This window comes from Ruegeria sp. R14_0, assembly GCF_017743975.1.
Classification (GTDB): Bacteria; Pseudomonadota; Alphaproteobacteria; order Rhodobacterales; family Rhodobacteraceae; genus Ruegeria.
The window spans coordinates 31976-54096 of the sequence record NZ_JAGHRC010000008.1 but is presented as its reverse complement, the minus strand read 5'-3'; the positions used below and the strand labels follow the sequence as shown (position 1 = coordinate 54096).

At 60.2% G+C, this 22121-nt stretch carries 25 protein-coding genes and 2 pseudogenes; 14 read left to right on the top strand and 13 right to left on the bottom strand.

Annotated elements, in window-relative coordinates:
- Positions 1-21 precede the first annotated feature (21 nt).
- Positions 22-1374 carry an NAD(P)/FAD-dependent oxidoreductase gene (locus J7416_RS18700; protein WP_017467591.1) on the top strand — a complete coding sequence of 451 codons (1353 nt, stop codon included), beginning with the start codon at positions 22-24 and terminating at the stop codon, positions 1372-1374.
- 56 nt (positions 1375-1430) lie between these two features.
- On the top strand, positions 1431-1757 hold the full coding sequence (locus J7416_RS18695) for a YnfA family protein (RefSeq protein ID WP_209226961.1): 327 nt from the start codon (positions 1431-1433) through the stop codon (positions 1755-1757).
- 213 nt (positions 1758-1970) lie between these two features.
- Here J7416_RS18695 and J7416_RS18690 read toward each other — a convergent pair whose 3' ends face one another.
- Positions 1971-2909 (bottom strand): zincin-like metallopeptidase domain-containing protein, encoded by a 939-nt coding sequence (locus J7416_RS18690; RefSeq protein ID WP_064260190.1) that lies wholly within the window; start codon positions 2907-2909, stop codon positions 1971-1973.
- A gap of 41 nt (positions 2910-2950) precedes the next feature.
- Positions 2951-3436: a hypothetical protein gene (locus J7416_RS18685; RefSeq protein WP_057796630.1), complete on the bottom strand. Its 486-nt coding sequence runs from the start codon at positions 3434-3436 to the stop codon at positions 2951-2953.
- A gap of 277 nt (positions 3437-3713) precedes the next feature.
- Here J7416_RS18685 and J7416_RS18680 point away from each other — a divergent pair, with 277 nt between their 5' ends.
- Positions 3714-4916, top strand: coding sequence for a Fic family protein (locus tag J7416_RS18680; protein ID WP_209226960.1), 1203 nt, complete (start codon positions 3714-3716; stop codon positions 4914-4916).
- Positions 4917-5047: 131 nt separating this feature from the next.
- On the opposite strand, the gene repC is transcribed toward J7416_RS18680, so the two are convergent.
- The 3 genes from repC to repA form a co-directional block, all read right to left on the bottom strand.
- Complete coding sequence (repC, locus tag J7416_RS18675) at positions 5048-6283, bottom strand: plasmid replication protein RepC (RefSeq protein WP_064260193.1); 1236 nt, start codon at positions 6281-6283, stop codon at positions 5048-5050.
- A gap of 177 nt (positions 6284-6460) precedes the next feature.
- The gene (repB, locus tag J7416_RS18670; RefSeq protein WP_057796633.1) at positions 6461-7477 is read right to left on the bottom strand and encodes a plasmid partitioning protein RepB; all 1017 of its coding nucleotides are present in this window, start codon (positions 7475-7477) and stop codon (positions 6461-6463) included.
- A complete protein-coding gene (repA, locus tag J7416_RS18665; protein WP_027263652.1) occupies positions 7474-8661 on the bottom strand; it encodes a plasmid partitioning protein RepA in 1188 nt (395 codons plus the stop codon). Before repA ends, repB begins: the two co-directional genes overlap by 4 nt.
- A gap of 313 nt (positions 8662-8974) precedes the next feature.
- Here repA and J7416_RS18660 point away from each other — a divergent pair, with 313 nt between their 5' ends.
- Both J7416_RS18660 and J7416_RS18655 read left to right on the top strand, forming a co-directional pair.
- A complete protein-coding gene (locus J7416_RS18660) occupies positions 8975-9202 on the top strand; it encodes an AbrB/MazE/SpoVT family DNA-binding domain-containing protein (RefSeq protein ID WP_009815510.1) in 228 nt (75 codons plus the stop codon).
- A complete protein-coding gene (locus tag J7416_RS18655; RefSeq protein WP_017467198.1) occupies positions 9192-9587 on the top strand; it encodes a PIN domain-containing protein in 396 nt (131 codons plus the stop codon). Before J7416_RS18660 ends, J7416_RS18655 begins: the two co-directional genes overlap by 11 nt.
- On the opposite strand, the gene J7416_RS18650 is transcribed toward J7416_RS18655, so the two are convergent.
- Together J7416_RS18650 and J7416_RS18645 are read right to left on the bottom strand one after the other, a co-directional pair.
- Positions 9571-10467, bottom strand: coding sequence for a recombinase family protein (locus tag J7416_RS18650; RefSeq protein WP_027263653.1), 897 nt, complete (start codon positions 10465-10467; stop codon positions 9571-9573). The genes J7416_RS18655 and J7416_RS18650 overlap by 17 nt on opposite strands.
- A 58-nt stretch (positions 10468-10525) precedes the next feature.
- Positions 10526-11644 carry a tyrosine-type recombinase/integrase gene (locus tag J7416_RS18645; protein ID WP_012187369.1) on the bottom strand — a complete coding sequence of 373 codons (1119 nt, stop codon included), beginning with the start codon at positions 11642-11644 and terminating at the stop codon, positions 10526-10528.
- Between the two features lie 126 nt (positions 11645-11770).
- Here J7416_RS18645 and J7416_RS18640 point away from each other — a divergent pair, with 126 nt between their 5' ends.
- Both J7416_RS18640 and J7416_RS18635 read left to right on the top strand, forming a co-directional pair.
- Positions 11771-12655 (top strand): DUF1403 family protein, encoded by an 885-nt coding sequence (locus J7416_RS18640; protein WP_209226959.1) that lies wholly within the window; start codon positions 11771-11773, stop codon positions 12653-12655.
- Positions 12656-12658: 3 nt separating this feature from the next.
- The gene (locus tag J7416_RS18635) at positions 12659-13258 is read left to right on the top strand and encodes an SMC-Scp complex subunit ScpB (RefSeq protein ID WP_209226957.1); all 600 of its coding nucleotides are present in this window, start codon (positions 12659-12661) and stop codon (positions 13256-13258) included.
- Here J7416_RS18635 and J7416_RS18630 read toward each other — a convergent pair.
- On the bottom strand, positions 13242-14219 hold the full coding sequence (locus J7416_RS18630) for a TniQ family protein (protein ID WP_209226956.1): 978 nt from the start codon (positions 14217-14219) through the stop codon (positions 13242-13244). The genes J7416_RS18635 and J7416_RS18630 overlap by 17 nt on opposite strands.
- A gap of 53 nt (positions 14220-14272) precedes the next feature.
- Positions 14273-14584 (bottom strand): hypothetical protein, encoded by a 312-nt coding sequence (locus J7416_RS18625; RefSeq protein WP_209226955.1) that lies wholly within the window; start codon positions 14582-14584, stop codon positions 14273-14275.
- Between the two features lie 35 nt (positions 14585-14619).
- On the opposite strand from J7416_RS18625, the gene istA reads away from it, so the two are divergent.
- The 3 genes and pseudogenes from istA to J7416_RS18610 form a co-directional block, all read left to right on the top strand.
- Positions 14620-15852, top strand: coding sequence for an IS21 family transposase (gene istA / locus J7416_RS18620; RefSeq protein ID WP_209226953.1), 1233 nt, complete (start codon positions 14620-14622; stop codon positions 15850-15852).
- Positions 15849-16691 (top strand): IS21-like element helper ATPase IstB, encoded by an 843-nt coding sequence (gene istB, locus J7416_RS18615; RefSeq protein WP_209226952.1) that lies wholly within the window; start codon positions 15849-15851, stop codon positions 16689-16691. Before istA ends, istB begins: the two co-directional genes overlap by 4 nt.
- Positions 16692-16971: 280 nt before the next feature.
- Positions 16972-17208, top strand: a pseudogene (locus J7416_RS18610) (integrase core domain-containing protein); the annotation flags it as partial.
- 60 nt (positions 17209-17268) lie between these two features.
- On the opposite strand, the gene J7416_RS18605 reads toward J7416_RS18610, so the two are convergent.
- Positions 17269-17487 (bottom strand): hypothetical protein, encoded by a 219-nt coding sequence (locus J7416_RS18605; protein WP_209226951.1) that lies wholly within the window; start codon positions 17485-17487, stop codon positions 17269-17271.
- Between the two features lie 65 nt (positions 17488-17552).
- Between J7416_RS18605 and J7416_RS22695 the strand changes: the two are divergent.
- A pseudogene (locus J7416_RS22695) lies at positions 17553-17687 on the top strand (IS110 family transposase); the annotation flags it as partial.
- Between the two features lie 333 nt (positions 17688-18020).
- Here J7416_RS22695 and J7416_RS18600 read toward each other — a convergent pair.
- Positions 18021-18203 (bottom strand): winged helix-turn-helix transcriptional regulator, encoded by a 183-nt coding sequence (locus J7416_RS18600; RefSeq protein ID WP_209226950.1) that lies wholly within the window; start codon positions 18201-18203, stop codon positions 18021-18023.
- Positions 18204-18453: 250 nt separating this feature from the next.
- Between J7416_RS18600 and J7416_RS18595 the strand changes: the two genes are divergently transcribed.
- From J7416_RS18595 to J7416_RS18585, 3 genes are all read left to right on the top strand, one after another.
- Positions 18454-19170 (top strand): MBL fold metallo-hydrolase, encoded by a 717-nt coding sequence (locus J7416_RS18595; RefSeq protein ID WP_209226948.1) that lies wholly within the window; start codon positions 18454-18456, stop codon positions 19168-19170.
- Between the two features lie 182 nt (positions 19171-19352).
- Entirely contained in the window at positions 19353-19754 is a 402-nt protein-coding gene (locus J7416_RS18590; RefSeq protein ID WP_209226947.1) for a transposase, read from the top strand.
- Between the two features lie 129 nt (positions 19755-19883).
- Positions 19884-20510 carry a DNA-binding domain-containing protein gene (locus tag J7416_RS18585; protein WP_244867375.1) on the top strand — a complete coding sequence of 209 codons (627 nt, stop codon included), beginning with the start codon at positions 19884-19886 and terminating at the stop codon, positions 20508-20510.
- A 187-nt stretch (positions 20511-20697) separates the two neighbouring features.
- Here J7416_RS18585 and J7416_RS18580 read toward each other — a convergent pair whose 3' ends face one another.
- Positions 20698-21186, bottom strand: coding sequence for a luciferase family protein (locus J7416_RS18580; protein ID WP_209226944.1), 489 nt, complete (start codon positions 21184-21186; stop codon positions 20698-20700).
- 2 nt (positions 21187-21188) lie between these two features.
- Positions 21189-22103: an NAD(P)H-binding protein gene (locus J7416_RS18575; protein ID WP_209226943.1), complete on the bottom strand. Its 915-nt coding sequence runs from the start codon at positions 22101-22103 to the stop codon at positions 21189-21191.
- Between the last annotated feature and the right edge of the window lie 18 nt (positions 22104-22121).

Here is a 22121-nt window from a genome sequence, read left to right as displayed (position 1 = left end):
GATCAGGACAAGGACCGGAGAATGAATGAAGACTACGACCTGATCGTCATCGGGGCGGGCATGGCGGGCGTGGCCGCGGCCAACAAATGTGGCGCGGCAGGATGGCGTGTCGCCATTGTCGATGCGCTGCCCTACGGCGGCACCTGCGCATTGCGCGGCTGCGATCCAAAGAAAATCCTGCGGCGCGGTGCGGAAATCATGGACGCGGCACGGCTCATGCAGGGCAAGGGGATCGATCCCGGTGATCTGTCGATCAACTGGGCCGATCTGATGGCACACAAGCGTGGCTTCACCGATCCCGTGCCGGACAAGATGGAAAAGGGCCTGTCGGGCAACGGCGTCGAAACCCTGCATGGAGCCGCGCGGTTCACGGGAAGCAACACGCTGGAGGTCGATGGAACGGCATATCAGTCGGAACGGTTCCTCGTGGCCGCCGGTGCCATGCCCAGGCCGCTGAGCTTCACAGGGGCCGATCTCGTGATCGACAGCACGGATTTCCTCAACCTGGAGGCCCTTCCCAATCGGGTTCTTTTTATCGGTGGCGGCTTCGTGTCCTTCGAGTTTGCGCATATCGCCGCACGGGCCGGAGCCAACCCGATCATCGTGGATCGTGGCGCCCGGCCCTTACGCGGCTTCGATCCCGATCTGGTCGAAATGCTGATCGACCGCAGCGGCGGTATCGGCGTGGACCTGATGCGCGAAACCGAAATCGTATCGGTCTCGGAAGCCAGTAGAGCATTCACTGTCGAGGTGAAGTCGGGCGATGAAACCCGAACAATCGAAACCGATCTGGTCGTGCATGGCGCGGGCCGTGTGGCAGCCCTGGCCGATCTGAATCTTGAGGCGGCTGGTGTTGATTACAGCGACAAGGGCATCGTTGTAGCCCCGCATCTGCAAAGCACGACAAACAGCGCGGTCTTTGCCGCCGGAGATTCCGCCGACACCGATGGCATGCCGCTGACGCCAGTCGCAGTGATCGAAGGGAAGGTCGCGGCCTCCAACATGCTCAAAGACACTCAGACCGCACCGGATTATGCCGGTATTCCTACAGCCGTCTTCACAGTCCCGGAAGTGGCGCGTGTCGGCATGTTGGAAAGTGAGGCAAGGGACGCCGGGTATGATGTCGATGTTCGGTTCACCGACACTGGCGATTGGTATTCGAACTACCGGATCGGCGAGACCTCTGCTGCCGCGAAGGTCCTCGTGGACAAGTCGAACGGCAAGATCCTCGGCGCGCACCTGTTCGGCCCGGAATACGGCGAACTGATCAATTTCTTCGGGCTGGCAATCAAGCTGGGCCTGGCGGCCAAGCAACTTAAGTCGATGACGGCGGCCTATCCAAGTGTTGGATCGGATTTGGGCTCGCTTCTCTGAATTTGAAAGATTTTTCGCAATAGACCCGATCCTCCTCGGAACGTATGTCTGGCCCGATGAAGACGGTTCTTATCTACTTCGCCGCTGCGCTGGCCGAAATTGCCGGATGCTTTGCTTTCTGGGCCTGGTTCCGGCTGGACAAGAGCGTGTTTTGGTTGGCACCGGGCATGCTGTCCCTTGTCGCTTTCGCCTGGCTACTGGCGCTCAGCCCCGCCGATCAGGCGGGCCGCGCCTATGCAGTCTACGGTGGCGTTTACATCGTATCGTCCCTGCTGTGGCTATGGGGCGTAGAAGGGCATCGCCCGGATCAATGGGATGTAGTTGGAGCGGTCATTTGCCTTGTCGGTGCGGGTATTATTCTCTGGGCACCGCGCAGTATTTGAGAGGCAGCCGCAGACGGGGTGAAGCGCTGAATCGTTCGATTAGATCGCCTTTTGGTTCACGCGTTCCGACAACTCGGCGCTGCTTTCCCTCCGCATCGCGGCTGCGATCAAGCAGGTTTTCTACCGCCCTCGAAAGCAGCGATACATCCTTTACGCAGCATCGGTCAAAGTGGGCTCGAAGCTGCCATTTTCTGCGTTGCGGAAGAGCATAGGTCATGCTGCCTCAGCGCCCTCCCCTGCCCTGCACGCCTCCGATCTGGCGATCAGATAGTCGCAGGCCCGCTGCGCGTCCGCGGCGTGCCGGAAGATTGCGCCCTTGTCCGACCGAAGAACGCGCAACCAGTTGTGGAGGTAGGCGGCATTCATCTCGAGCGTATGCGCGGTAAAGCCCAGCGTCTGACCCAGGAACACCGAGGTCAATTCCGCGACGATCTCCTCGCGAGCATAGGACGTGTTGCCAAACTTCGAGAACCCGAAATCGCGGTTCAGCCGATGGGGGGCTTTTGTGGCATGGGCCAGCTCATGGGCCCAGACCCCGTAGAAATTGCGCGGGTCCTGAAACCGCGTGATGGACGGCATGTAGACCTTGTCCACGGGGGGCAAATAGTACGCCTCCGTGCCCGTGAAGACGGTTGTGATGTCGATGGCATCGAAAAACGCTTGCATGTGCGGGATGGGCTCGGACGGCGGATGCTCGGGCACGGGCTCCGGGTCAGGGTAGAAACTGTCGGGCAAGCCCTCGATCTGGCAGGCATTGAACACGCGGTAGGATTTCTGGAAGCGGAAGATGCGGGCTTCCTCGGAGTGATCATCCCCGCTGCTACGGTCGTCCTCGCCATCGGCGTCTTTCCGGCTTTGGCCGTAGTAGACAACGACAGAGGACTTCTCGCCTTTGCGCACCTTCGCGTCCAAGGCATTGGCCTGAGGCAGCGTCATCCAGAAGGGCGAGCTGTGGCCCGCCATCACGGTGCGCATCGTCAGCAGGAAGTTGTTGACCCCCTGGTAGGGCTCACCCCCCACGCGCAGGGGGCGAGAGCTGCCGCCTGCGGTCCAGGGCTTTCGCCAGGGCAGGACGCCGCGCTCAATGATACGGATGATTTCGTTTGTGATGACCTCGGAGGCATCGAATTTGGGCGTACGGGATCGGGCCATGGCTGGCCTCCTTTTCGAGTTTTGGTGAGAGGGAGTGGTGACTAGGTTGACCGACAGGGGCGCGGATCGTTGGCGATCCTGCCACCGAGGGCTTCGACCATGTCGATGTAGGTGGTCAGCGACACGGACTTGCCGGGACCCGAAGAGTCAGGGTCGACCGATCCGTCCCGCGTCACCCGCGGCAGGTTCGCGAAGGCGATGACATCGGTGACGAGTCGGATATCGATGAACGGCGTGCCACGTGCGACCGCAAGAGTGGCCAAGGGAAAGCGCTCGATCGGCGCGAAGGTCGACACGGTGGTCCAACCGAGATGGAGGAATGTCCCACCCTCCCCGCAGATCACATGCGCGTTTGGCAATGACGCCGCCTGCTTCAGATAGCCGAGATCACGCAGGACGGTCTGGCGTTCGAGCCGCTGTGCCAGCGCCCTCTGGCCAGTTCGGCGCAGCTCTCTATGCCGCCACCAGGAGGCGGCGGTTGCGCGGAGCACGCGCAAGACACCTGATTGCATAGGAATGCCCTTCATCCGGAACGGCAGACCGGAACCCGGCCCGGACCCATCTGAGGGACCCCAAAGGCCCTCATCCGTCAGTCACAAAACCCGAAGAACACTTTCTCTTTTTCCGGCCCCTTTGGGCACACAACAAAACCGAAAAGCCCGGCACATCTGCCGAAGCCATTGATTTCATGCAGCAATTCCAGATCGGCAGGCAAGATCGGCAACGCATATCGGCAAAACCTTGCTTGAAAGTACGAAATGTGTTTATTTTTCAAATACTTTGCAAACATGGAAGATCGGCAAAATGCTGGAAACACCCGCCAGGATCGAACCCTGCTTCTTCGAGGAGCATATTCCTACAGAACTGGCAGACCTTTCGGTCGACATCCAGAGGGAAGCCACCGGGCTGGGACAAGGGTTGCATCCTGACAGCGCAGCTGAGCTTGCCGATCTCGTCCGTGTGATGAACTGCTATTACTCCAACCTGATCGAAGAACACAACACGCGCCCCCGCGATATCGAAAGGGCGCTGGCTGGTGCCGAGCTTGAGGAAGAAACCCGTCCCCTCGCCCTTGAGGCCCGGGCGCACGTCATCGTTCAACGGGCCATCGACGAGATGCATCGCAAGGGCACCCTGCCCCGCCCCACATCCGTCGAATTCCTGACTTGGGTCCATAAGAGCTTCTACGACGAGATGCCGAATGAGTTTCGGGTCATCGAACATCCCGACGGCACACAAGAGCCCATCGTTCCGGGACGCATGCGCCAGGATGATGATCGGGAAGTTGCGGTCGGGCGCCACCTACCTCCTTCATCGTCGCGCGTCGCGGCATTCATGGACCACTTCGACAAACGATTTCAGATTGCGGCGCGGTCTTCGAGCGGACGGATCATTGCGATCGCCTCTGCGCATCACCGGCTCAACTACATCCACCCTTTCCCGGATGGTAACGGCCGTGTCAGCAGACTGATGTCTCATGCCATGGCCCTCACAGCGGGGATTGGTGGCCAAGGGCTCTGGTCCGTATCACGTGGGCTGGCCCGCGGGCTAACCGATCGGGGCGAGTACAAACGGATGATGGATCTGGCCGACAGTCCACGCCGCGGAGACCGCGACGGACGGGGGAACCTGTCAGAAGCGGCACTGAAGACGTTTAGTGAATGGTTCCTAAAGGTGACGCTCGACCAGATCAGCTTCTCAGCAAGATTGTTCGATCTCGGCGGATTGGACCAACGGTATCGTCGTCTTGTTGCAGATACCATCGATGACAAGCGAGCGCCGGAACTAATCTCGGCGGTTCTTCGTCATGGGGCACTGGAACGAGGCGATGCGCAGATTGTGCTCAAGACGTCCGAGCGTACTGCTCGCAACACGCTGAGTAAACTGACCGCCGCCGGATACATGACGTCCGTCTCGCCGAAGACGCCGGTTCGGTTGGCGTTTCCGTTGGATTATCGAGAGCGGCTCTTTCCAAACCTCTTTGGAGACGGTGACATGCCCGTGTGACTGGCAACCGAAGCACCCTGTTTCTGGCCAAGTCCGCGAGCGCTGCCTCTGACCGTGTTGGAAAGAAGTTCACAGCTGTGAACTATCCCGAGCTATCCTACTTGTCAGCCGAGTTCACAGCTGTGAACTCATCATGCAGCATCCCGCCGCATCAAGGCCATGATCATCGGACCGCAGGAGAACTCCCCAATTGCTGCCTTTGAAGATAGGGTTCTCAAGTAGCCTCCAGGTGATCGGATATCCGCAAACCGTTCAAGCATTGCAACGATCACAACAGACGCTTCTTCGGGACCCATATAGCGTTTCGCCTCGTCCCACGCGGACGGGGAAATACCCATCATGGGCCTGACCACATCAGCTACACGGACCAGATCGTGCCAGTGGCGAACAGGCTGCTCGGAATAAGCTTTGAATTCCTGACAGGAGGCGAGGACGAGACCAAGCGGTATATTCGGCATCAGTTGATCGTCAGTAATTGCCGTTGGGTTCGCCTCATCTTCAGAACACAGAGGGCTATCGGCAACTTCTGGAATATCGCGCGCAACGCCTCCGCCCCGCGCTTTTTCTAAGCGAGGTTCAAGATCATAAGAGTCTTTATTTGAATTCTGATAGTGCTGCTCAGAAACAGCATCATTGGTGCTCATATTTTCTGTTTCACAGCCATCCAGAAGGTTTCTGGCGTGATCTAAGGCTGACCCCAAAGAGTCTTCGATGCGCCTAAGGTCTTCCATTTCGAGTTTTCTGCGAAGATCTCGGGCCATTAGGGCCGCAAGATCAGAGAATTGGTCCCAGACGCCCTGATCCGGACGAAGTGAGCGCCCGTACTCGGCCAGCCCTGCGAGGTCACGCCGCATGAGGCTCACAGTGGCACGTAGGCGCTTGTACCGCTCTTCTGCGGCCCGGACGGTCTCAGCGGCCTCACAAACCTCCTGGAAGCGTCGAACGAGCGGAGAGAGGTCGAACCCAAACGCAACCTTTTCGTCGCCGTAGCGGCGGGCATAGCGCTTCCCATTGGGGCTATCGCGCCGGACAACAAAGCCAGTCTGCACAAGGTTGGAGAGGTGGCGCCGCATCGTCGAGCAGGGCATGCCGTTCAGGCGCTCGCAAATCGCCTTGTTGGACGGATGTACAATCAATTCGCTGTCATTGCCTCCGAGAATTGTCGCTTGGTGAAAGCTGACCAGCGCCTGAAGCACCGTCAAATCCCGATCGGACAAGCCGAACGCGACTCGAGCGGCAGCGAGCTCCCTCAGGACCTCCCACTTGTTGGCGCCGACTGGGGGCAGGTCTTCCTGGGTCGCTGCCTGATGTTTCAGGATGGCAGCATCTATCGTTCGCCGGAACGGCGTTACGGGCGTGTAGTCCATTTTGTCATTCACGAAGACAAAAATATCCCGGTCCGCGAATCACTTTGGACTTGCGGAAAATAGCTCCGGACACTACCTTGAAGGTGCTAGAAACAAGTTAGGGTCTCGTGGAGTGGTCGCTTTGCGGGACCTTTTCTTTTGCCTTTTCGTGCCTCCTTCTTTGATTTCTGCTCTTCCTCAGTCTTCCGACCGCTGCTTCCAGCGTTCGTGAAGGTCTTCAATCATGTCATGCACTTGCGTCTCGACCCAATCGGCGAAGTCTCCATCCGCCAACTCGATCGATAGGCCCTTGGCAGTGCGTTTGACCGTGCCGCCGCGTTTGCCGCCGATCTTCAGCGGGACGCTGGAAGGTGGGGCAGGGGAGGGCGACTTGGCCGGTTTAATCGCCTTGGTCACAGCCTTTTCTACGGCCAGGAACGTTTGGATGGACGGGTCATTGGTAGAGGCAATGTCATCCACCACCATGGAGGTCTCGGCATTTTCACGTGCCTCTTTCGCGATCCCGATAAGGTCCTCGCGGTCCAGACCATTCTCGTCGATGGCCCGACCAAGGGATTCCCATCGGGGTCGGCCAATGCCATGGGCGGCGCCAATGGCGCGTACCAGATCCGGCCCGACCATGTCCGCGATCGCGATCGCCATAGATATGGACGACTTCGTGACGGTAAGAATTTCTGCAACCTGAGATTGATTTCCGAAGCCGGACGACACAAGGTCCTTTGCGAACAGGGCCTTTTCAATAAAAGACAAATCGCGCCGACCCATGTTCTCCGAAATCTGAGCACGCAGAGCGCTGTCGTCATCCAGGTTGGTGACTAACGCGCGAACCTTGGTAACCTTATCGGACTGACGGATCGCCTCCAGCCTGCGTCGCCCATAGACCAAAAGGTAGCGATCATCTTCACCCGGCGCACGTCGCACGAGGATCGGAACAGTCTGACCGTTCGCCTCAATCGCATCGCGCAAATCCATTACATCGGCCGGGTCAAGCCGGTCCGCCATACGCCCGTCTTCGATGCTCGCCGGGTCCAGTTCCCAAACATGATGGGAATCGACCGCGTCGCGGGCGGACCGAAGGGCACGATTCGAGGTCATCATCGGTGTCACAGCACCTGTCTGAGGGGCAGGGGAGGGGGCCCCAGCTGCCGCGAGACTGTCCAGCATTGACATGCGCTTCTTCTTGCCACTGGTCATGTGCGCCCCCAGGTTTTCTGGATTAGGTCGGCGATCTCGTCATTTAGCGTATTCAGGCTCTCAATCGCGCGATCATAGGTGGAACGCGTGAACGCGCTGCGTTCCACTTCATAAAGTGTCTGCTTGGTCAGGCCCGCATCTGAGATGGCTGTAGACTTCAACATGGGCGAATTCAGCACGGCTTCGCCGTACATTGTTCGCAGGAAAGCCACGATGCGGTTCTGCGGCGCATCCTGCGGCTCGTAGCGGGTCAAAACATAGCGCATCCAGTCATGAGACATGTCAGCGCCGCTCTCGGCAATCACGTCCATGAGGTCGGCTGTCATGCGGAGGAATTGCGACATGGACATCACATCGAGCATCTCTGGATGGATGGTCACCAGAACGCCCGTGGCCGCGGACAGGGCGGACATGGTCAGAAAGCCAAGCTGCGGCGGGCAATCTATGACGACCACGTCGTAGTCCTCATCGACCTGGGCCAGCGCCTCCTTCACGCGGAAGAAGAAAAGTCCGGCATTGCCCTGCGCCAGCGCGCGCGGGGTGTCGTGCTCGAACTCCATCAATTCGAGGTTGCCGGGGATCAAGTCCAAATTGGGGATATAGGTCTTGCGGATGACCGACCGGATCGGCTCCGGGTCCTCATAGCGGATCGCATCGTAGAGAGTGCCGCCATCTTCGAGGTCCAATTCCGGCTGAACGCCGTGCAGCGCGGTGAAGGAAGCTTGTGGGTCAAGATCAATGCCCAGCACACGATATCCGCGCAGGGCAAGCCGTTGGGCGAGATGGGCAGAGGTTGTTGTTTTTCCGGACCCGCCCTTGAAATTCATCACGCCGATGACCTGAAGATGATCACCCTCTCGTCGTCCGGGAACGTAATCGCCCGGCTTGCGAGCGGTTTTTTCAAGGAGCACACGCAGCGCTTGGATATCCTGCGCCGAGTAAAGACGACGGTTGCCGGCGGTCAGCTCGGGAGAAGGCCCTTTGCCATCCAAGTTGAGTTTGCGAAGATAGGAATCGTTTACGCCGAGCAGCGCCGCAGCCTCACCAGAGGTGAATTTGCGCATGGTCTTCTCGGCATCGGGTGGAAACAGGCTCTCACGTTGCGAATGCAACTGGTTCGCCAGCCATTCCGAATGCTGGCGGATCACCGCGTTGAGATCCTCATGCACAAAGGTATTATCCATCTGCCCTCTCGCTTCCGAGACATCGCGTCTTTGGCGTGTTCACGGAAATTGACGTTTTTTGCCTCGTTTCCGTGACTATTGGCGCAAGAGTCGGATTCGCGCAAGGTTTTTCCACATCTAGTGGGCGGGTCGTCACCGAACACAAGGCTGTTAGGCTTCCTGCTGCATGGTGTAACGCACCGCATCTCACGAAAAGGGACAGGGGAGAACTCTTGTCGGAGGGCTCCAGCATGGCTTTGAGCGCACCAGAGCTTGCCTTTTGGCAGTTCTGGATATACATTATTGGATGTTTATCCATGCATGAGAGGACAAGATGCAAGTTGCCAAATGGGGAAACTCCCTTGCCGTCCGGCTACCCGCGGATCTTGTGAGAGAACTCGGCTTAAAGGAAGGCGATCAGGTCGACCTGGTAAAGGACGATGGAACCATTCTTGTGAGACGCCAACCTCGCGCCGATGAAGTTCTACAAGGGCTAAGGCGGTTTCGCGGAAAACTGCCCAAGGACGCGCGTCTAAGCCGCGACGCCGCGCATGAGCGCTGAATTCGCAGACACGAATGTTGTGCTCTACCTGCTCGACGATGGTCCAAAGGCTGAGAGGGCGGAGGAAATTCTGGGGCAGGGACCCCGGATCAGCGTTCAGGTCCTGAACGAAGCGATGGTAAATTGCCGACGGAAAGCTGGTCTCAGTTGGGAAGATACCGGAGCGTTTCTTGAGGGTATTAAGTCCTTATGCCCTGTCGAGGACCTCACGATTCAAACCCATCAAGTGGGTCGCGCGTTGGCAGCGAAGTACCAGTTATCGGTCTATGACTCGATGATCGTGTCTGCCGCGCTGATCGCTGGGTGCACGACGTTATGGACTGAGGACATGCACGACGGATTGCTGGTCGAAGATCGGCTGCGCGTCGTCAATCCATTTGCCTGACCAGCAACCCAAGTCGCTCCGCCCGTTCCAACAGCATCCTGACGGAGGACGGTTGCCAGCTTGTACGTCCCCGTGGAGTCCGCTCACGCATGGATTCCAATCGGTCGCAGATCGCCTGTAGCGTGATATCGGGGTCCGAACCTTTGATGGCCGCCACGATGGCAGGCAGGCGATCGTCGGTTTCGCGGCGTCCGGCGCGGCCAAGCACTTCATCGGGCAGAAACCCGTCGCGCACATATGCCTTTACGGCGCGAAGCAAGCGGCTTTGCGTCCAGCGTCGATCATGGGGCAGGGGGCCATTGATAATCTGCAAGACGTCTTCCCAAGCCATATCGGGGCGCAAGCGGCGCACATGGGGTACCCAATCCTGCGCGGTCTCGTTCAGGCGCTCCATGTAGCCGTCCTGTCGCGCCAGCCGCACCTTGCGCAGCGCGACGGGATCCTTGGCGCTTAGCCCAGGATTGCCACCAACGCGACCCTTGGCGCGCGCAGAGGCAAGCCCGGCCTTTGTGCGTTCGCGGATCAGAGCGCGTTCGAACTCGGCTGCGGCGCCCAGAACCTGCAGCGTAAACTTGCCCTGCGGTGAGGACGTGTCGATCGGGTCTTGCAGGGAGCGGAAGAAGGCACCCTTCGCCTCCAGACTCTCGATCACCTCGAGAAGATGCGACAAGGACCGCGCAAGCCGGTCGATCCGCACGACGACCAGCGTGTCGCCGATCTGAACGCGTTCGAGAACGCGCGCAAGCACTGGCCGCGCGCGATTGCCGCCTGAGGCGTGTTCTTCGAAGATTTCGACGCATCCCGCGATTTGCAGGGCCTCAGACTGGGGCAGGGGTGTCTGATCCTCTGTCGATACGCGCGCATAGCCAATCAGGGGCATGAAATCCGGCCGTTTGCAATTTAAGATATCTCCAATAAACGACCGAATGAGCGTGCGATCAGAGACCGGCTGCTTTGGTTAGGTTCACCCGGAACCGGTCGCGACGGCGCTGGTAGCGGCGGGTCATCTCGGCCGAGGCGTGTCCGAGCTGTTTCTGGACAAAGCGCTCATCGACTTCGGCCGAACTTGCGAGACCGGCGCGCAACGAGTGACCGGAGAACAGCGCAAGGCGCTCGTTTTCGGGCAGCTCGGCTCGGATGCCGGATTTCAGCACCGTCTTCTTGATGAGGCGCGCGACATGCTTGTCGTTGAGCCGCTCGTCCATCGCCCGCTTCCCGTCCCTCGACGTGCGGGTGAACACGGGGCCGAAATCGATCTTGGCGAAATGCAGCCATTGCTCGAGCGCATGCACAGGACAGGTCTGTTCTGAGGATCCGCGTCCGATTTCCACCTCGCGCCAGCCTGTCTTTGCGTTCAATGTCAAAACCGCGCCATCTTCGAAGACGTCAATCCATCCGCTACTGTCAGGCGTGTCGTCTTTGCTGACGTCCAGGCTGACGACTTCGGAGCGGCGCAGACCGCCTGCAAAGCCGATCAGCAAGATCGCCCGATCCCGCAGGCCGCGCAGATCGAAGGGCAGGGTGGCCACCATGGCGAGAATGTCCTCGGGCAGGATCGCTTCCTTTTGCACAGGCGGGCGCGCGTGCCTGCGTTTGATCCCAGCGAGGACGTTGGCGATATGGCGGTCCTTGCGATCGAGCGAGAAGCCGCGTTGCGCATAGTTCCAGGCCAGGCCGGACAGGCGGCGCTCGATCGTAGAGACGGAGAGGGCAGGGGTGCCTTTCGCCGGCGCTGCCAAATCGGTCAGGTAGAGCCCGATCATTTCGGGAGACGGGGGGAGGGGATCCGTTCCCTTCAATCTGCACCAACGCGCGAAGTGCTTCCAGTCGGCGGCATAAGCTTTGTTGGTGTTCTCGGCGGTCGAGGCCCTGGCGTAATCACGGGCGGTGTCGACAAGCCGGTCGAGCGTGCCGGACCCGGCCACATGGGCCGGTAGGGCGATGGGGTCGGTGCTGACTTGGTCTCTCTCGTCGCGCTGAGCTTGATTGTTCGAATCGGAGGGCGCTGAGGTCGATTTCTCGGCGTCTGGGGGCTGAATTTCTGGTGTTTCTTCCATGCTATGGAGCTTACTTCAAATATGTCCGATAATGCAAACTTATTGGACACAGAAAGGCTTGGCAAAGAGGGGCGGTTTCTACACTATGTGGTAGTCAAAAGCGCCGCCGCGAGATAGTGTTGTGGCATGACATATGTCCGGCCAACCTTCGTCAGCGACCCTCTTGGCTTACCCCAGATGCCTCCCTGGGTCACCTCGGCACGCGCCGAAACCCTTGAAGATGTGGCGTTTTTGTCGGGCGCAGCACTGAGCCACCTGCATCTTGTGTTGGGGCGAGAGGTGGTCCCCCAAGCCTTGTTACGGGATCGGCTGGCACTGCGCGCAGCGGAGGCTTGTGTCGCGTTTTCGGGTCGTCTGGAGCGGACAGGGGAGCTGCGCGACGTGGTCCATCTGCTGCGCCCCGTCGACCTGCCCGGCCCGGCAGGCGAAACCTGTCAGGCGTGGCGTCGCGCCACGGAAAGGCCGGTGACCGTGAAAGCTCTGGTCCGGGCGCTGCCTGAACTTCAGGGTGATCAGATCGCGAGTTGGCTCGATGCCGGGCAGGGGGCACCGGTCAGTCGCGCGGCAATGGTGCTGGAGACGGTACTAAACTATGCCCCCCGTGCCGAGGTGCCCGCGCTCGTCCTTGCTGACGCGACCCTCGCTCAGGCGCTTGCTTGGGATCATGTCGTGCCGCTTCTGGCCACAGGCCTGAAACGCGCCGACATGCGCAAGCGAGGCGAAGACCTACGCTCGGCTTGTCATCGTGCGCTCGTCTCATCGGCGGTCGATGCCATGCGTCTCTCAACTGACCTCGCGCGGCGGGCAGCGCATCTCAAAGCGGTCGCGCCGAAGCTGCGCGCCAAAGGCGCGGAGGCCGCCGTCGCGATGTTCCTGACCCAAGATGCCGTCGCGCCTGCGGCCCTGCCACTACCGGACCGGTCCGCACGGCGGCTCTGTGACCGGTTGGTCGATCTCGGCGCGGTGCGCGAGCTGACCGGCCGCGACACGTTCCGGCTCTACGGGATCTGAGCGATGGCCAAGGATCACGCCGAAACGGACTTCGATCGGGAACTGAACGATCTGCCAGCCGAATTGCGCTGGCGCGAATGGATGCGGCGGATTGAAGCCGTTCTCTTCGCCAGTGCATCGCCGGTCCCTCGCGAGGACCTGGCTCGGGTGGTAGGGCAGGGAGCTTCGGTTGAGCTTCTGATCGAGGACCTGGCCGCTGACCTTGACGGCCGATCATTCGAAGTGACAGAGGTCGCCGGCGGTTGGATGCTGAGGACGAGGCCCGCCTACGCCCCGGCGATCCGGACCGCCGCTGATATAGGTGAACAGGACCTCGATCTGCGCGAGTACGATGTCGCTGTCCTGGCCGCCATCGCCTACCACCAGCCGATCACACGGGACGGCCTGAAAGACATCTTCGGCAAAGAGATCAGCCGCGACCTGATCGGAAGATTGCATGCGCGTGGATTGATCGTCACCGGGCCACGGTCGCCGCGGCGCGGGGCACCCTATACCTATGTGACGACGGAGCAGTTCCTGGTCGCTTTCGATCTGGAGTCGCTGCAGGACCTGCCCGATCGGGAGCAGATGGAGGATGCAGGGGTCATCAATTGGCAGGCATAGCCGTTGCCAATGATGTGCGGCGGTTTGAATGAAGGCGGATGATGGCTAGCTGTAAACCTGCCAAATCAGAATGTCTGGAGCGCGCCTTTGCTCGCGGTGTTATCCGTGACGTGATCTCTGCACTCAATGACGCCACCAAGTCGGAATGCTTAGGCGCAGCCAGTGCAATGCGGGTCCAGAGATCAATTGCAGGATGCACGGAACGTTTTTGGAGGTGCGTCATTCCATCGGCCAACTGGCGGAACAATACGTAGCGGACCCGGTGCGGCAGGCGCGAAATTGACGTCGTCTCGCCCTTGAACGCGAAACAAGCCGCTCCAAGCATGGCGGGCAGGGATGTCTTCCCATGCCGTCCATGTCCCGCAACATGCACTCGAAGCAAATCGTCGATGAGCCGCTCGAAACGCTGCGCATCATACTCGGCAGGCAGGGTGGGTTTTCGGAGATCAGCATCACACCAGACGCAGAAATTTTGCGGCAGAAGGCGGTTTTGTCGAGCAGGCGCAATGCCGCCGCCACAGGCAGGGCAGTGATCGCGCAAGCGGCATCCATGCCGAAAGCAGGAAACGCGCGTCGCCAGGCTCCAGCCGCGCCGGAAGAACGGTGCGCGATCCTCTTTCAGGCATGCCGGGCAATATTGCAGGCGATTGACCCGAGCGGTCGATGTGCGGGCATCTCCTGATCCTGTGATCTGCCGCAATCGCAACCGGGCTAGTGGGTCGCGGTGCAAAGCCAGGCCATCAATATCCTCGGCAGGCAACCGGGTTCGCTCGACCAGCAATTTGAAGATTTGCCCGGGAAGGTCTCGGTCAAGCTTCGCAGACCAATCTCCACCTACGACACCCAAAACCTGGCCAAAATACTGAGGCGGAACTCCATTGGCCAAGGCCAGCCGATGCAGCCAGCTCGACAGAAGTTCTCCCGGTGCCGGTGCAACAACGCCGGGCCAGCCTTGCCCCACCTCATTGCCGTAGTCGCGCGCAGGTGTGACTGTGATCTCGGATGTAGCCTGGGTCACATCATTTCGCGGCGCAGAGGCGCATTCCGGCGTTTCGACAGGGGCGTGTAACCAAGAGTGGTGATGGTCGCTTCGGAAATGTGTTCCTCGCCGGTCCTTATCGCGTTGATAGCCGCGTTGCTCACGATATCGACGACCTCTCCGATCAAGCCCTCTGACAATTCATGGATGATCTCAGCCAGTGATGGTCGCGACAGGTCCGAGGCTCGGGCGAGAGGCATGCTGGTCTCAAGACTATCGAGGAGCGTCGCGAAATCCTCGTCATACGCCCATCTGGGAACAGGGATCGTATCGAACCGCGATCCCATTTCCTCGGTGTCGTGTACCGCGTCATAGACCGCAGGTGAAAGGACTGAGGGAGATCGTTTTGATCCATGATTTGAAGAAGCAGGGTCTGAGCATATCCGCGATCGCGCGGAAGGTTGGTTCTGACCGGAAGACCGTGCGGAAGTATCTCGACCGTGGGCTTGAGGCGCCGGTCTACGGCCCGCGCCAGCCGCGGGCGCGTGTGATCGAGCCCTACGAGCAATACCTGCAGGAGCGCGTTCAGACCTTTCCCGATCTCAGCGGGGCGCGCCTGCTGCGCGAGATCCGGGAGTTGGGCTATGACGGCGGCTACACCGCAGTGACGGACTTCCTGCGCGAGGTGCGCCCGCCCAGGCAGGTGCAGTTCGAGCGCCGGTTCGAAACCCCGCCGGGCCAGCAGGCCCAGGTCGATTTTGCCGAGTTCACGGTTGAGTTCACCGATGAGCCCGGCATCGTCCGCAAGGTCTGGCTGTTCTCGATGGTGCTCGGGCACAGCCGCTGGCTCTGGGGCCGGTTCGTTGCCAGCCAGAACCTGCAATCGGTTCTGCGTTGTCATATCGCGGCCTTCTCGGACATGGGCGGCGTGCCCGAGGAAATCCTCTATGACCGGATGAAGACCGCCGTGATCAGCGAGGACGAGGCCGGGGTGGTGACCTACAACGCCTCCCTGGTGGCGCTGCTGAATCATTATGGCGCGGTGCCGCGCGCCTGCCAGCCGTATCGGGCCAAGACCAAGGGCAAGGTCGAGCGACCGTTCCGCTATATCCGGCAGGACTTCTTCCTGGCCCGGACGTTTCGGAACATGGACGATCTCAACGCCCAGTTCGACGCCTGGCGGACCGGAGTTGCCAATCCACGCGTTCACGCCACCACCAGGCGCGTGGTGGATGACGCCTTCGCCGAGGAAGCACCCCATCTGAAGCCGCTCCCGGCGATCCCCTACAGCGCGGTGCTGTCGGTGGAGCGCCGGGTGAGTAAGGACGGGATGATCGCGGTTGGTGGCAACTTCTACTCCGTCCCGGACACCACTCGGCGCCGGACGCTCGAGGTTCAGCATCACGCCATCGAGCTGCGGATCTACGAGGATGGCCAACTGATCGCCCGCCATCCGGTGCTGGAAGGCAAGGCCCGGCGTCGTGTCGATCCCGCACATCGCAAGGCACCGCCACCGAGACCAGCCCTGTCGCGGTCCGCGCAGGGGCTGCGGCGGCCGCTAGAGTTCTACGGTGCGGTTGGACAGCGTCTGGCGGCCGAGGGGGCACGGTCATGAGCGATCTTCTGGATCGGATCCACGGCGCTCTGGTCGGGCTGAAGATGCCGCGCGCGCTCGAAGCCCTCGATCACACGCTGCAGCAACTGGAGAAAGGCGAGATCACCGCGATCGAGGCCATCGACACGCTCCTGAGCGAGGAATACGCGACACGGGAGACGCGCCGCATCGACGTCGCCCTGCGTACCGCCAAGCTCCTGCCTGCAAAGACGCTCGAAGGCTTCGACTTCAGCTTCCAGCCGTCGCTCGACCGCGAACGGATCGCGGCTCTGGCCCAACTCGACTTCATCCGGCGGGCCGAGGTCGTCCACTTCCTCGGGCCACCGGGCACCGGCAAGTCGCACTTGGCCACAGCCCTTGGCGTCGCAGCCGTGAAGGCTGGAAGAAGCGTTTACCGCGCAACCCTGGCCGAACTGATCACGGCGCTGAGTCAGGCCGAACGTGAGGGCCGGCTGGCCGAGAAGATCCGCTTCTATACCCGGGCCTCCCTGCTGATTGTCGATGAGATCGGCTACCTTCCGATCACAACCGGCGGCGCCAACCTGTTCTTCCAACTCGTCAACGCCCGCTACGAAAAGGGGGCCATGATCCTCACCTCGAACCGCGGCTTCGCGGAATGGGGTGAGGTCTTCGGCGATCCGGTCGTCGCGACCGCACTGCTCGACCGGCTCCTGCACCACGCCGTGGTCATCCAGATCGAGGGCGCCAGCTACCGGTTACGCAGCCATGCTGACCTCATCCCCGAGCATATCCGCGCCAACGCCCCAATCACCCCACCACCGCCGCCAAAGCGGCGCGGGCGACCGCCCAACACCAAAAACGGAGCTGCAGATCACTGACACCGGCTGATCACCGGACCCGTGCAAGTGGGGAAATTTACTTCGGCACTTCTGGGGATTCTTAACGCGGCGTTGACACCATCTCGAGCTCCCGCATCGACGACTATGCAAGGGTTGCTCTCTTGCGCGCCTTCGAGACGGAGCCACGTCTGCTTGCTGCGGTTGATCACATCGCCCGGCAGCGCGCGAAAAGCATAGGCGCGATGGCAGTCGAATCTCATAATTAAGAGCAAAAATATCCCCGAACGCGTCGTGTCTCAGATTTAAGGGCAACGCGACAATCAGCATGGATGGCAAGGGCGCTTGGCGGGACAACGTCTTTGTCGAGCGCCTCTGGCGGACCATCAAATACGAGGAAGTCTATTTGCGGGCCTATGCCAGCGTCTCGGAAGCTCGCGCCGGAATCGGCCGTTATCTCGGCTTCTACAACAGCCGTCGACCTCATTCATCGCTTGACGGGAAAACGCCCGATCAGGCCTACTTCAACCAGCCGACACCCCAAGCTGCGGCGGCATAAACGAGGCGGAAATCCACTTAGAAAACGCCCAGAACCTGTTCAGATCAACCGAACCACCTCTCACTGCGGTAGGTGGCCGTCTGCGTGGTTGATGCCGATGGCAAGCACGTCTTCGAACGTTTTGTTGTGTGCGAGATAGAAGATATCGTGGACTGCCTGCGCGATATGCCGGAGGGGCAGTGCCGGATCGGCTTTGAGTCTGGCGCGATGAGCCAGCATCTCTACTTCGGACTTCGCAAGGCTGGCTTCGATGTCGTTTGCATGGAGGCGCGCCATCATGTTCGAAGACCGCTTCCCGATGGCCTGACAAACAACGTCAGAGCACAAAATAGCGGACAGTCTCCCTTCGGCCGATGCGTCGCAAAGGTCGCCGCCGGGCCGTCGTTGCCGTCGCCCGCAAACTGGCCGTCATCATGCGCCGCATGTGGGCCGACAACACCGAGTTCCGTCACCGGCCTTTGGAGGGCGCTATGACCTGACAGCCATCCAAAGCTCAACGACGGGATCGTCCCTCACCGGACGAGGTCTGTAGATGACGCCGAATATGTCTGCTGCGACAATCCAAGCGCGAGACGAAGCGGGGCGCTCTACGTCCAATCCGACACATGCATGCAGCGGCCCAACTGAACCGGGCCAATAATGACTGCGAAGAGAAGCGTGACCCGGATGAGAGACCCGATCCCGAAGGACGGAAACGAAACCATGAAATGAACTTGACCCAAACGCCCGATTGGAGAAGCGGACATTGATCATACAGAACTCAAGCACTGCTGTGGCAGCCAAGACAGCACAGGGAGCCGCGTGGAAACCCCTCAATCGAAAGTCTGTTGCCAGTCGTAGAGTTGTCCGAGGATATCACCAAGCGCGGATCCTTTGCGCGTCAGGGCGTAACCGACACGTTGACGCGCGTCACCTTTGGGGGTGCGCGCAACCAGCCCGCTCTCTTCGAACTCTTTCAACTGGGCCCGCAGCACCTTTCGGCTGACGCCATCCATCTCCCGCTAAAGCTCAAGAAAGTGCCGCTCTCCTGCGGTGAGGCAATGAAGGATTTTTGCCCCATGCTTTCCGCCCAAAATACTCAAAGTATCTGCCACCGGACATTGCCCGGTCACCGGGTCAGCCCAGGGGCGGGTCGTCGCAATTGCGTCTTTCATCTCTGATCTCCGGTTACAAAAAGGTGCCCAATTTCGCGGCGGTGCGATTCGAGGCAGTGTTGTTTGACCTTAGCAACAGCGGAACGCGCTCATGACCAAGATCCAAATTGAGACTATCCCAATTCTGCCTTTCGGGATGCTTAATTCTTTCCTCATCGTACATGGAGACGATGCCATTCTTGTGGATACGGGGCTACCCAAGTCCGAAGCAAAGATATTCAAGACGTTGAAGAAACTTGGCCTGAGTTGGTCCAATGTGAAATTGATTGTTCTGACGCATGCGCATATCGATCATGCCGGATCTGCCGTCGCGATAAAGGCTTTGACCTCTGCTCCTATTTGGGCCCATGCACTTGAAGTTCCATACTGTTCTGGTCAGCCCCCCAAACTCGCAGCAACGGGTCCGTTTGGGTGGACATTCCAAAAGACCGGGGCGATCGAAAGACCGTTTCCCTATTTCAAACCGGATGAGATCATGACGGCTGGGGAGATGGGCCTGGAGGATCGCGGGTTTCCACTGAAAATCATCCACACTCCTGGCCACACGCGGGGATCGGTTTCGGTGCTGTTGGAAAATGACCGCGTCATTGCGGGAGATTTGGCAGCCTCTGGCGTGCTGCTCGGTGGTATTGTATTGCGAAGTAAGCCCAAGCGCCCCCCTTTTGAAGAAGACCACTTGGCGGTGGCAACCTCATTGGAGCTCTTGTTGCAGCGAGGGTGCACGACCTTTTACCTTGGCCACGGAGGGCCTTTGAACGCTGATCGGATCGAAGAACACGTGTCAGCTCTAGGACGCGTTCAAGCGTGACTTATGCGACCCCACGTGCCAAGGGGTGCTTCGCTGCCACCGCGAAGCACGATCACTTTGGGCTCACTGCCGACATTTTCGTAAACGCGACGCCGACCACCTCCTGCCATTTCTGAGCTGATCCGGCCATTCTGCGCGCATGTGCGTGACGGAGGGTTTGGATCTTGGAAAGAGACGGCAAAATGGGCGTCCAATTGGACGGCTCAAGGGGTGTTGCGGTTTCCCCGCTCGCGGTGATCGAGGGGCCAAGTGGCCGGCGGCGGCGCACGAAGGCTGATCGGGCGCGGATCGCGGCGGAGAGCATGATGCTCGGAGTGAGGGTGGCCGATGTCGCGCGCAAGCACGGCACCACGCGCTGGCAGATCTACGACTGGCGCAAGCAGATACGCAAAGGCAACCTGGTGCTGCCCGAGAGCGTGGCGACGCTTGCGATGTTCGCGGAACTGACGGTCAACGACAGCGCGGTGGATGCGGCGACGGCGCGTCCCGCATCCGATCTGGAGATTGTCGTGGGCGACATCGTGATCCGGGCGGGGGCGGATGCCGACGAAGCCCAGCTGACGCGGGTGTCGCGTAGCCCTTAATTGTGAGATGAGAAATCCAACGAAATCAACGGCTATCCTTTGCCCTTAAATGTGAGATTTTGTCCTTAACTCCGATATTTTTGCCCTTAAACCTGAGACAGGGTTCACAGGTTTTTGCGGCAAATGTCGATGAACAATGATGACGAAGAGTCAGTTGCCGATGGAGCTGAAGAGGCGCGCAGGGCCGTCGTGCTGCGTCCGGTTGTTCAGGCATATCTCAATGGGACTGGCAGTCTGGAAAGTAACATCAATGACGCCGTTTGGGAGCTTGGTGTCAGCAGGGCGACGATCTGGCGTTGGATAAAGCGGCTGGCGGAAGAGGGTGGGCGCACCAGTGCCCCGGCTCCGCGGAAACGGGGCCGCCCGGCCGGTACGACCTTGATATCCAGCAAGGTCGAAGCGGTGATTGAAGAACATCTTCGCCGTTATTTCTTGAGGCGGGAGCGTTCGAGCCTTTCGCGCGTCGTGACAGAAATCCGCAGCGCGTGCTGGCAACAGGGCTTGCAGCCGCCGACACGACGGACAGTTCAGCGTCGTCTGGATGCGATGGATGCCCGCGAAGTTGCGAAGGCACGCGAGGGCGCAAAGGTGGCCCGCCAGAAATGGTCCCCCCGGCCTTGTTCAAGACCGGCAGAATGCCGTAACATCGCAGGCGATGATCAACCGTGTCCGAGCCCTCCCGGAACTGTCCGGGATTTACCGAAATCCCTGTCCGGGATTTACCGAAACCCGCAGGGCCCTGTGGATATATTGTAATTAAGGGTACAGAAGCCGTCGAAAAGGCGTCCAATCCGCAGATTCTGATTAATTAGGGTGCAGCGACACCAGGTTTGTATGTAAGGCGGCAGACCGTTCCTCGTATCCAGTCGGGATGAAGGGCCGCCGTCTGAAGAGAAGTCGCGCCGGAGGCCACCGGGGAAGCTCTCTGGATCGGTCGATCCCGTCAGAGAACGATGCTGTTGACCCGTTCGAGTTTTCCGCGAGCAAAGTTATAGGAAAGCCGCAGCAGATCGAGAACAGTTTCGATCTCGGCGCTGTCCCTTGGGGCGTAGACCATTACCGCTGTAGGTGGAATCATCCCCGCCGCCGCCATCGGGTGTGGTTCGGCCCAGCCCAGATCCACGATCCTCGGCACCGCATCCTCGGGCAGCATCATGTGCAGGCTGCCGTCCTGCGGCGGGTGGACGTGGGCAAATTCCCTCCCGATCATGAACGCCTCGCGGCACTCGCATTCGTGCCCGTGTTCGAGGCAGAGTGCCTCGGCCCCCGGAACCGAGATCATCGAAGGCTTGCGGATGACAAAGGGGAAATCGAAGGCCCTGTCCCTGAATGCCCGAAACGTCTCGGCATCCGGGTTCTGACTGATTTGCGTATGCGGGGCGCAAGGCGTGGTAACGGGCCTATGCCCCTCGCGCGGCGGTATCTTCAGCATGACTAGGCCTCCTTTGGTGTCGTTTGTGCCTGCCCGGCCAAAGTGGGTTTGTTTGCCAGCAGGAAATCCCGGACCGATTGTGGCTTTTGTCCGGTGAGCTTTTCAACGTCGTCCGAGACGACGTCAAGATTTCCCCTGGCGATGGCGACGTCGAAGGACGAGAAGACATCCGCCATGAACTCCGGCAGGCCATTCCTGACCATCGCGGCCACCAAGGCGTCGCGCGTGATTGGGGCGTAGGGAATTTCTTTCCCGGCAACCTCGGACAGGATCGTGGCGATCTCGGCCTGGCCGACGGCTGAGGGCCCGGTGATGTCGCGCACGCTCGATCCGGTCTCGGTCAGCAGGGCGGCAGCGGCGGCGCGCGCGCAATCGGCGCGCGTGACATAGCCCGCCTTGCCGTCGCCCGCCGCAGCGTAGAGCGCCCCCGCACCGATCGCCTGCTGCCCACTTGACAGCAGGAGATCGGCGTAAAGGCAATTGCGCAGGATCGTGTAGGGGACCCCGGTCGCCTTGATCAGCGCCTCGGTCTCGCGGTGATCCACGGCGAATCCGATCGGGTTGTCTTCATCGGGATTGGTGAGCGAGGTATAGACGATATGTGACACGCCGGCCTCCCTGGCGGCCGCGATCGCGTTGCGATGCGCGGCGAGCCGTTTGCCCGGCTCAAGGTCGTCCGTCGAGATGATCAGCAGCCGCCCGCCGCCGGCGAAGGCCGCGCCAAGCGTGGCCGGGTCATTGAAATCACCCGCCCTGACGTCGACCCCTCGCGCCCGAAGCGACTCGAGCTTTTGCGGCTTGCGGGTCATCGCGACGAGGGGTTCGGCCCCTTGCGCCAGCAGGTTCTCAATAACGTGGCTGCCGAGTTGACCGCATGCGCCGGTCACGATGAAGGGGCCCTTGATGGAATTGGACATGGCGTTGTGTTCCTTTCC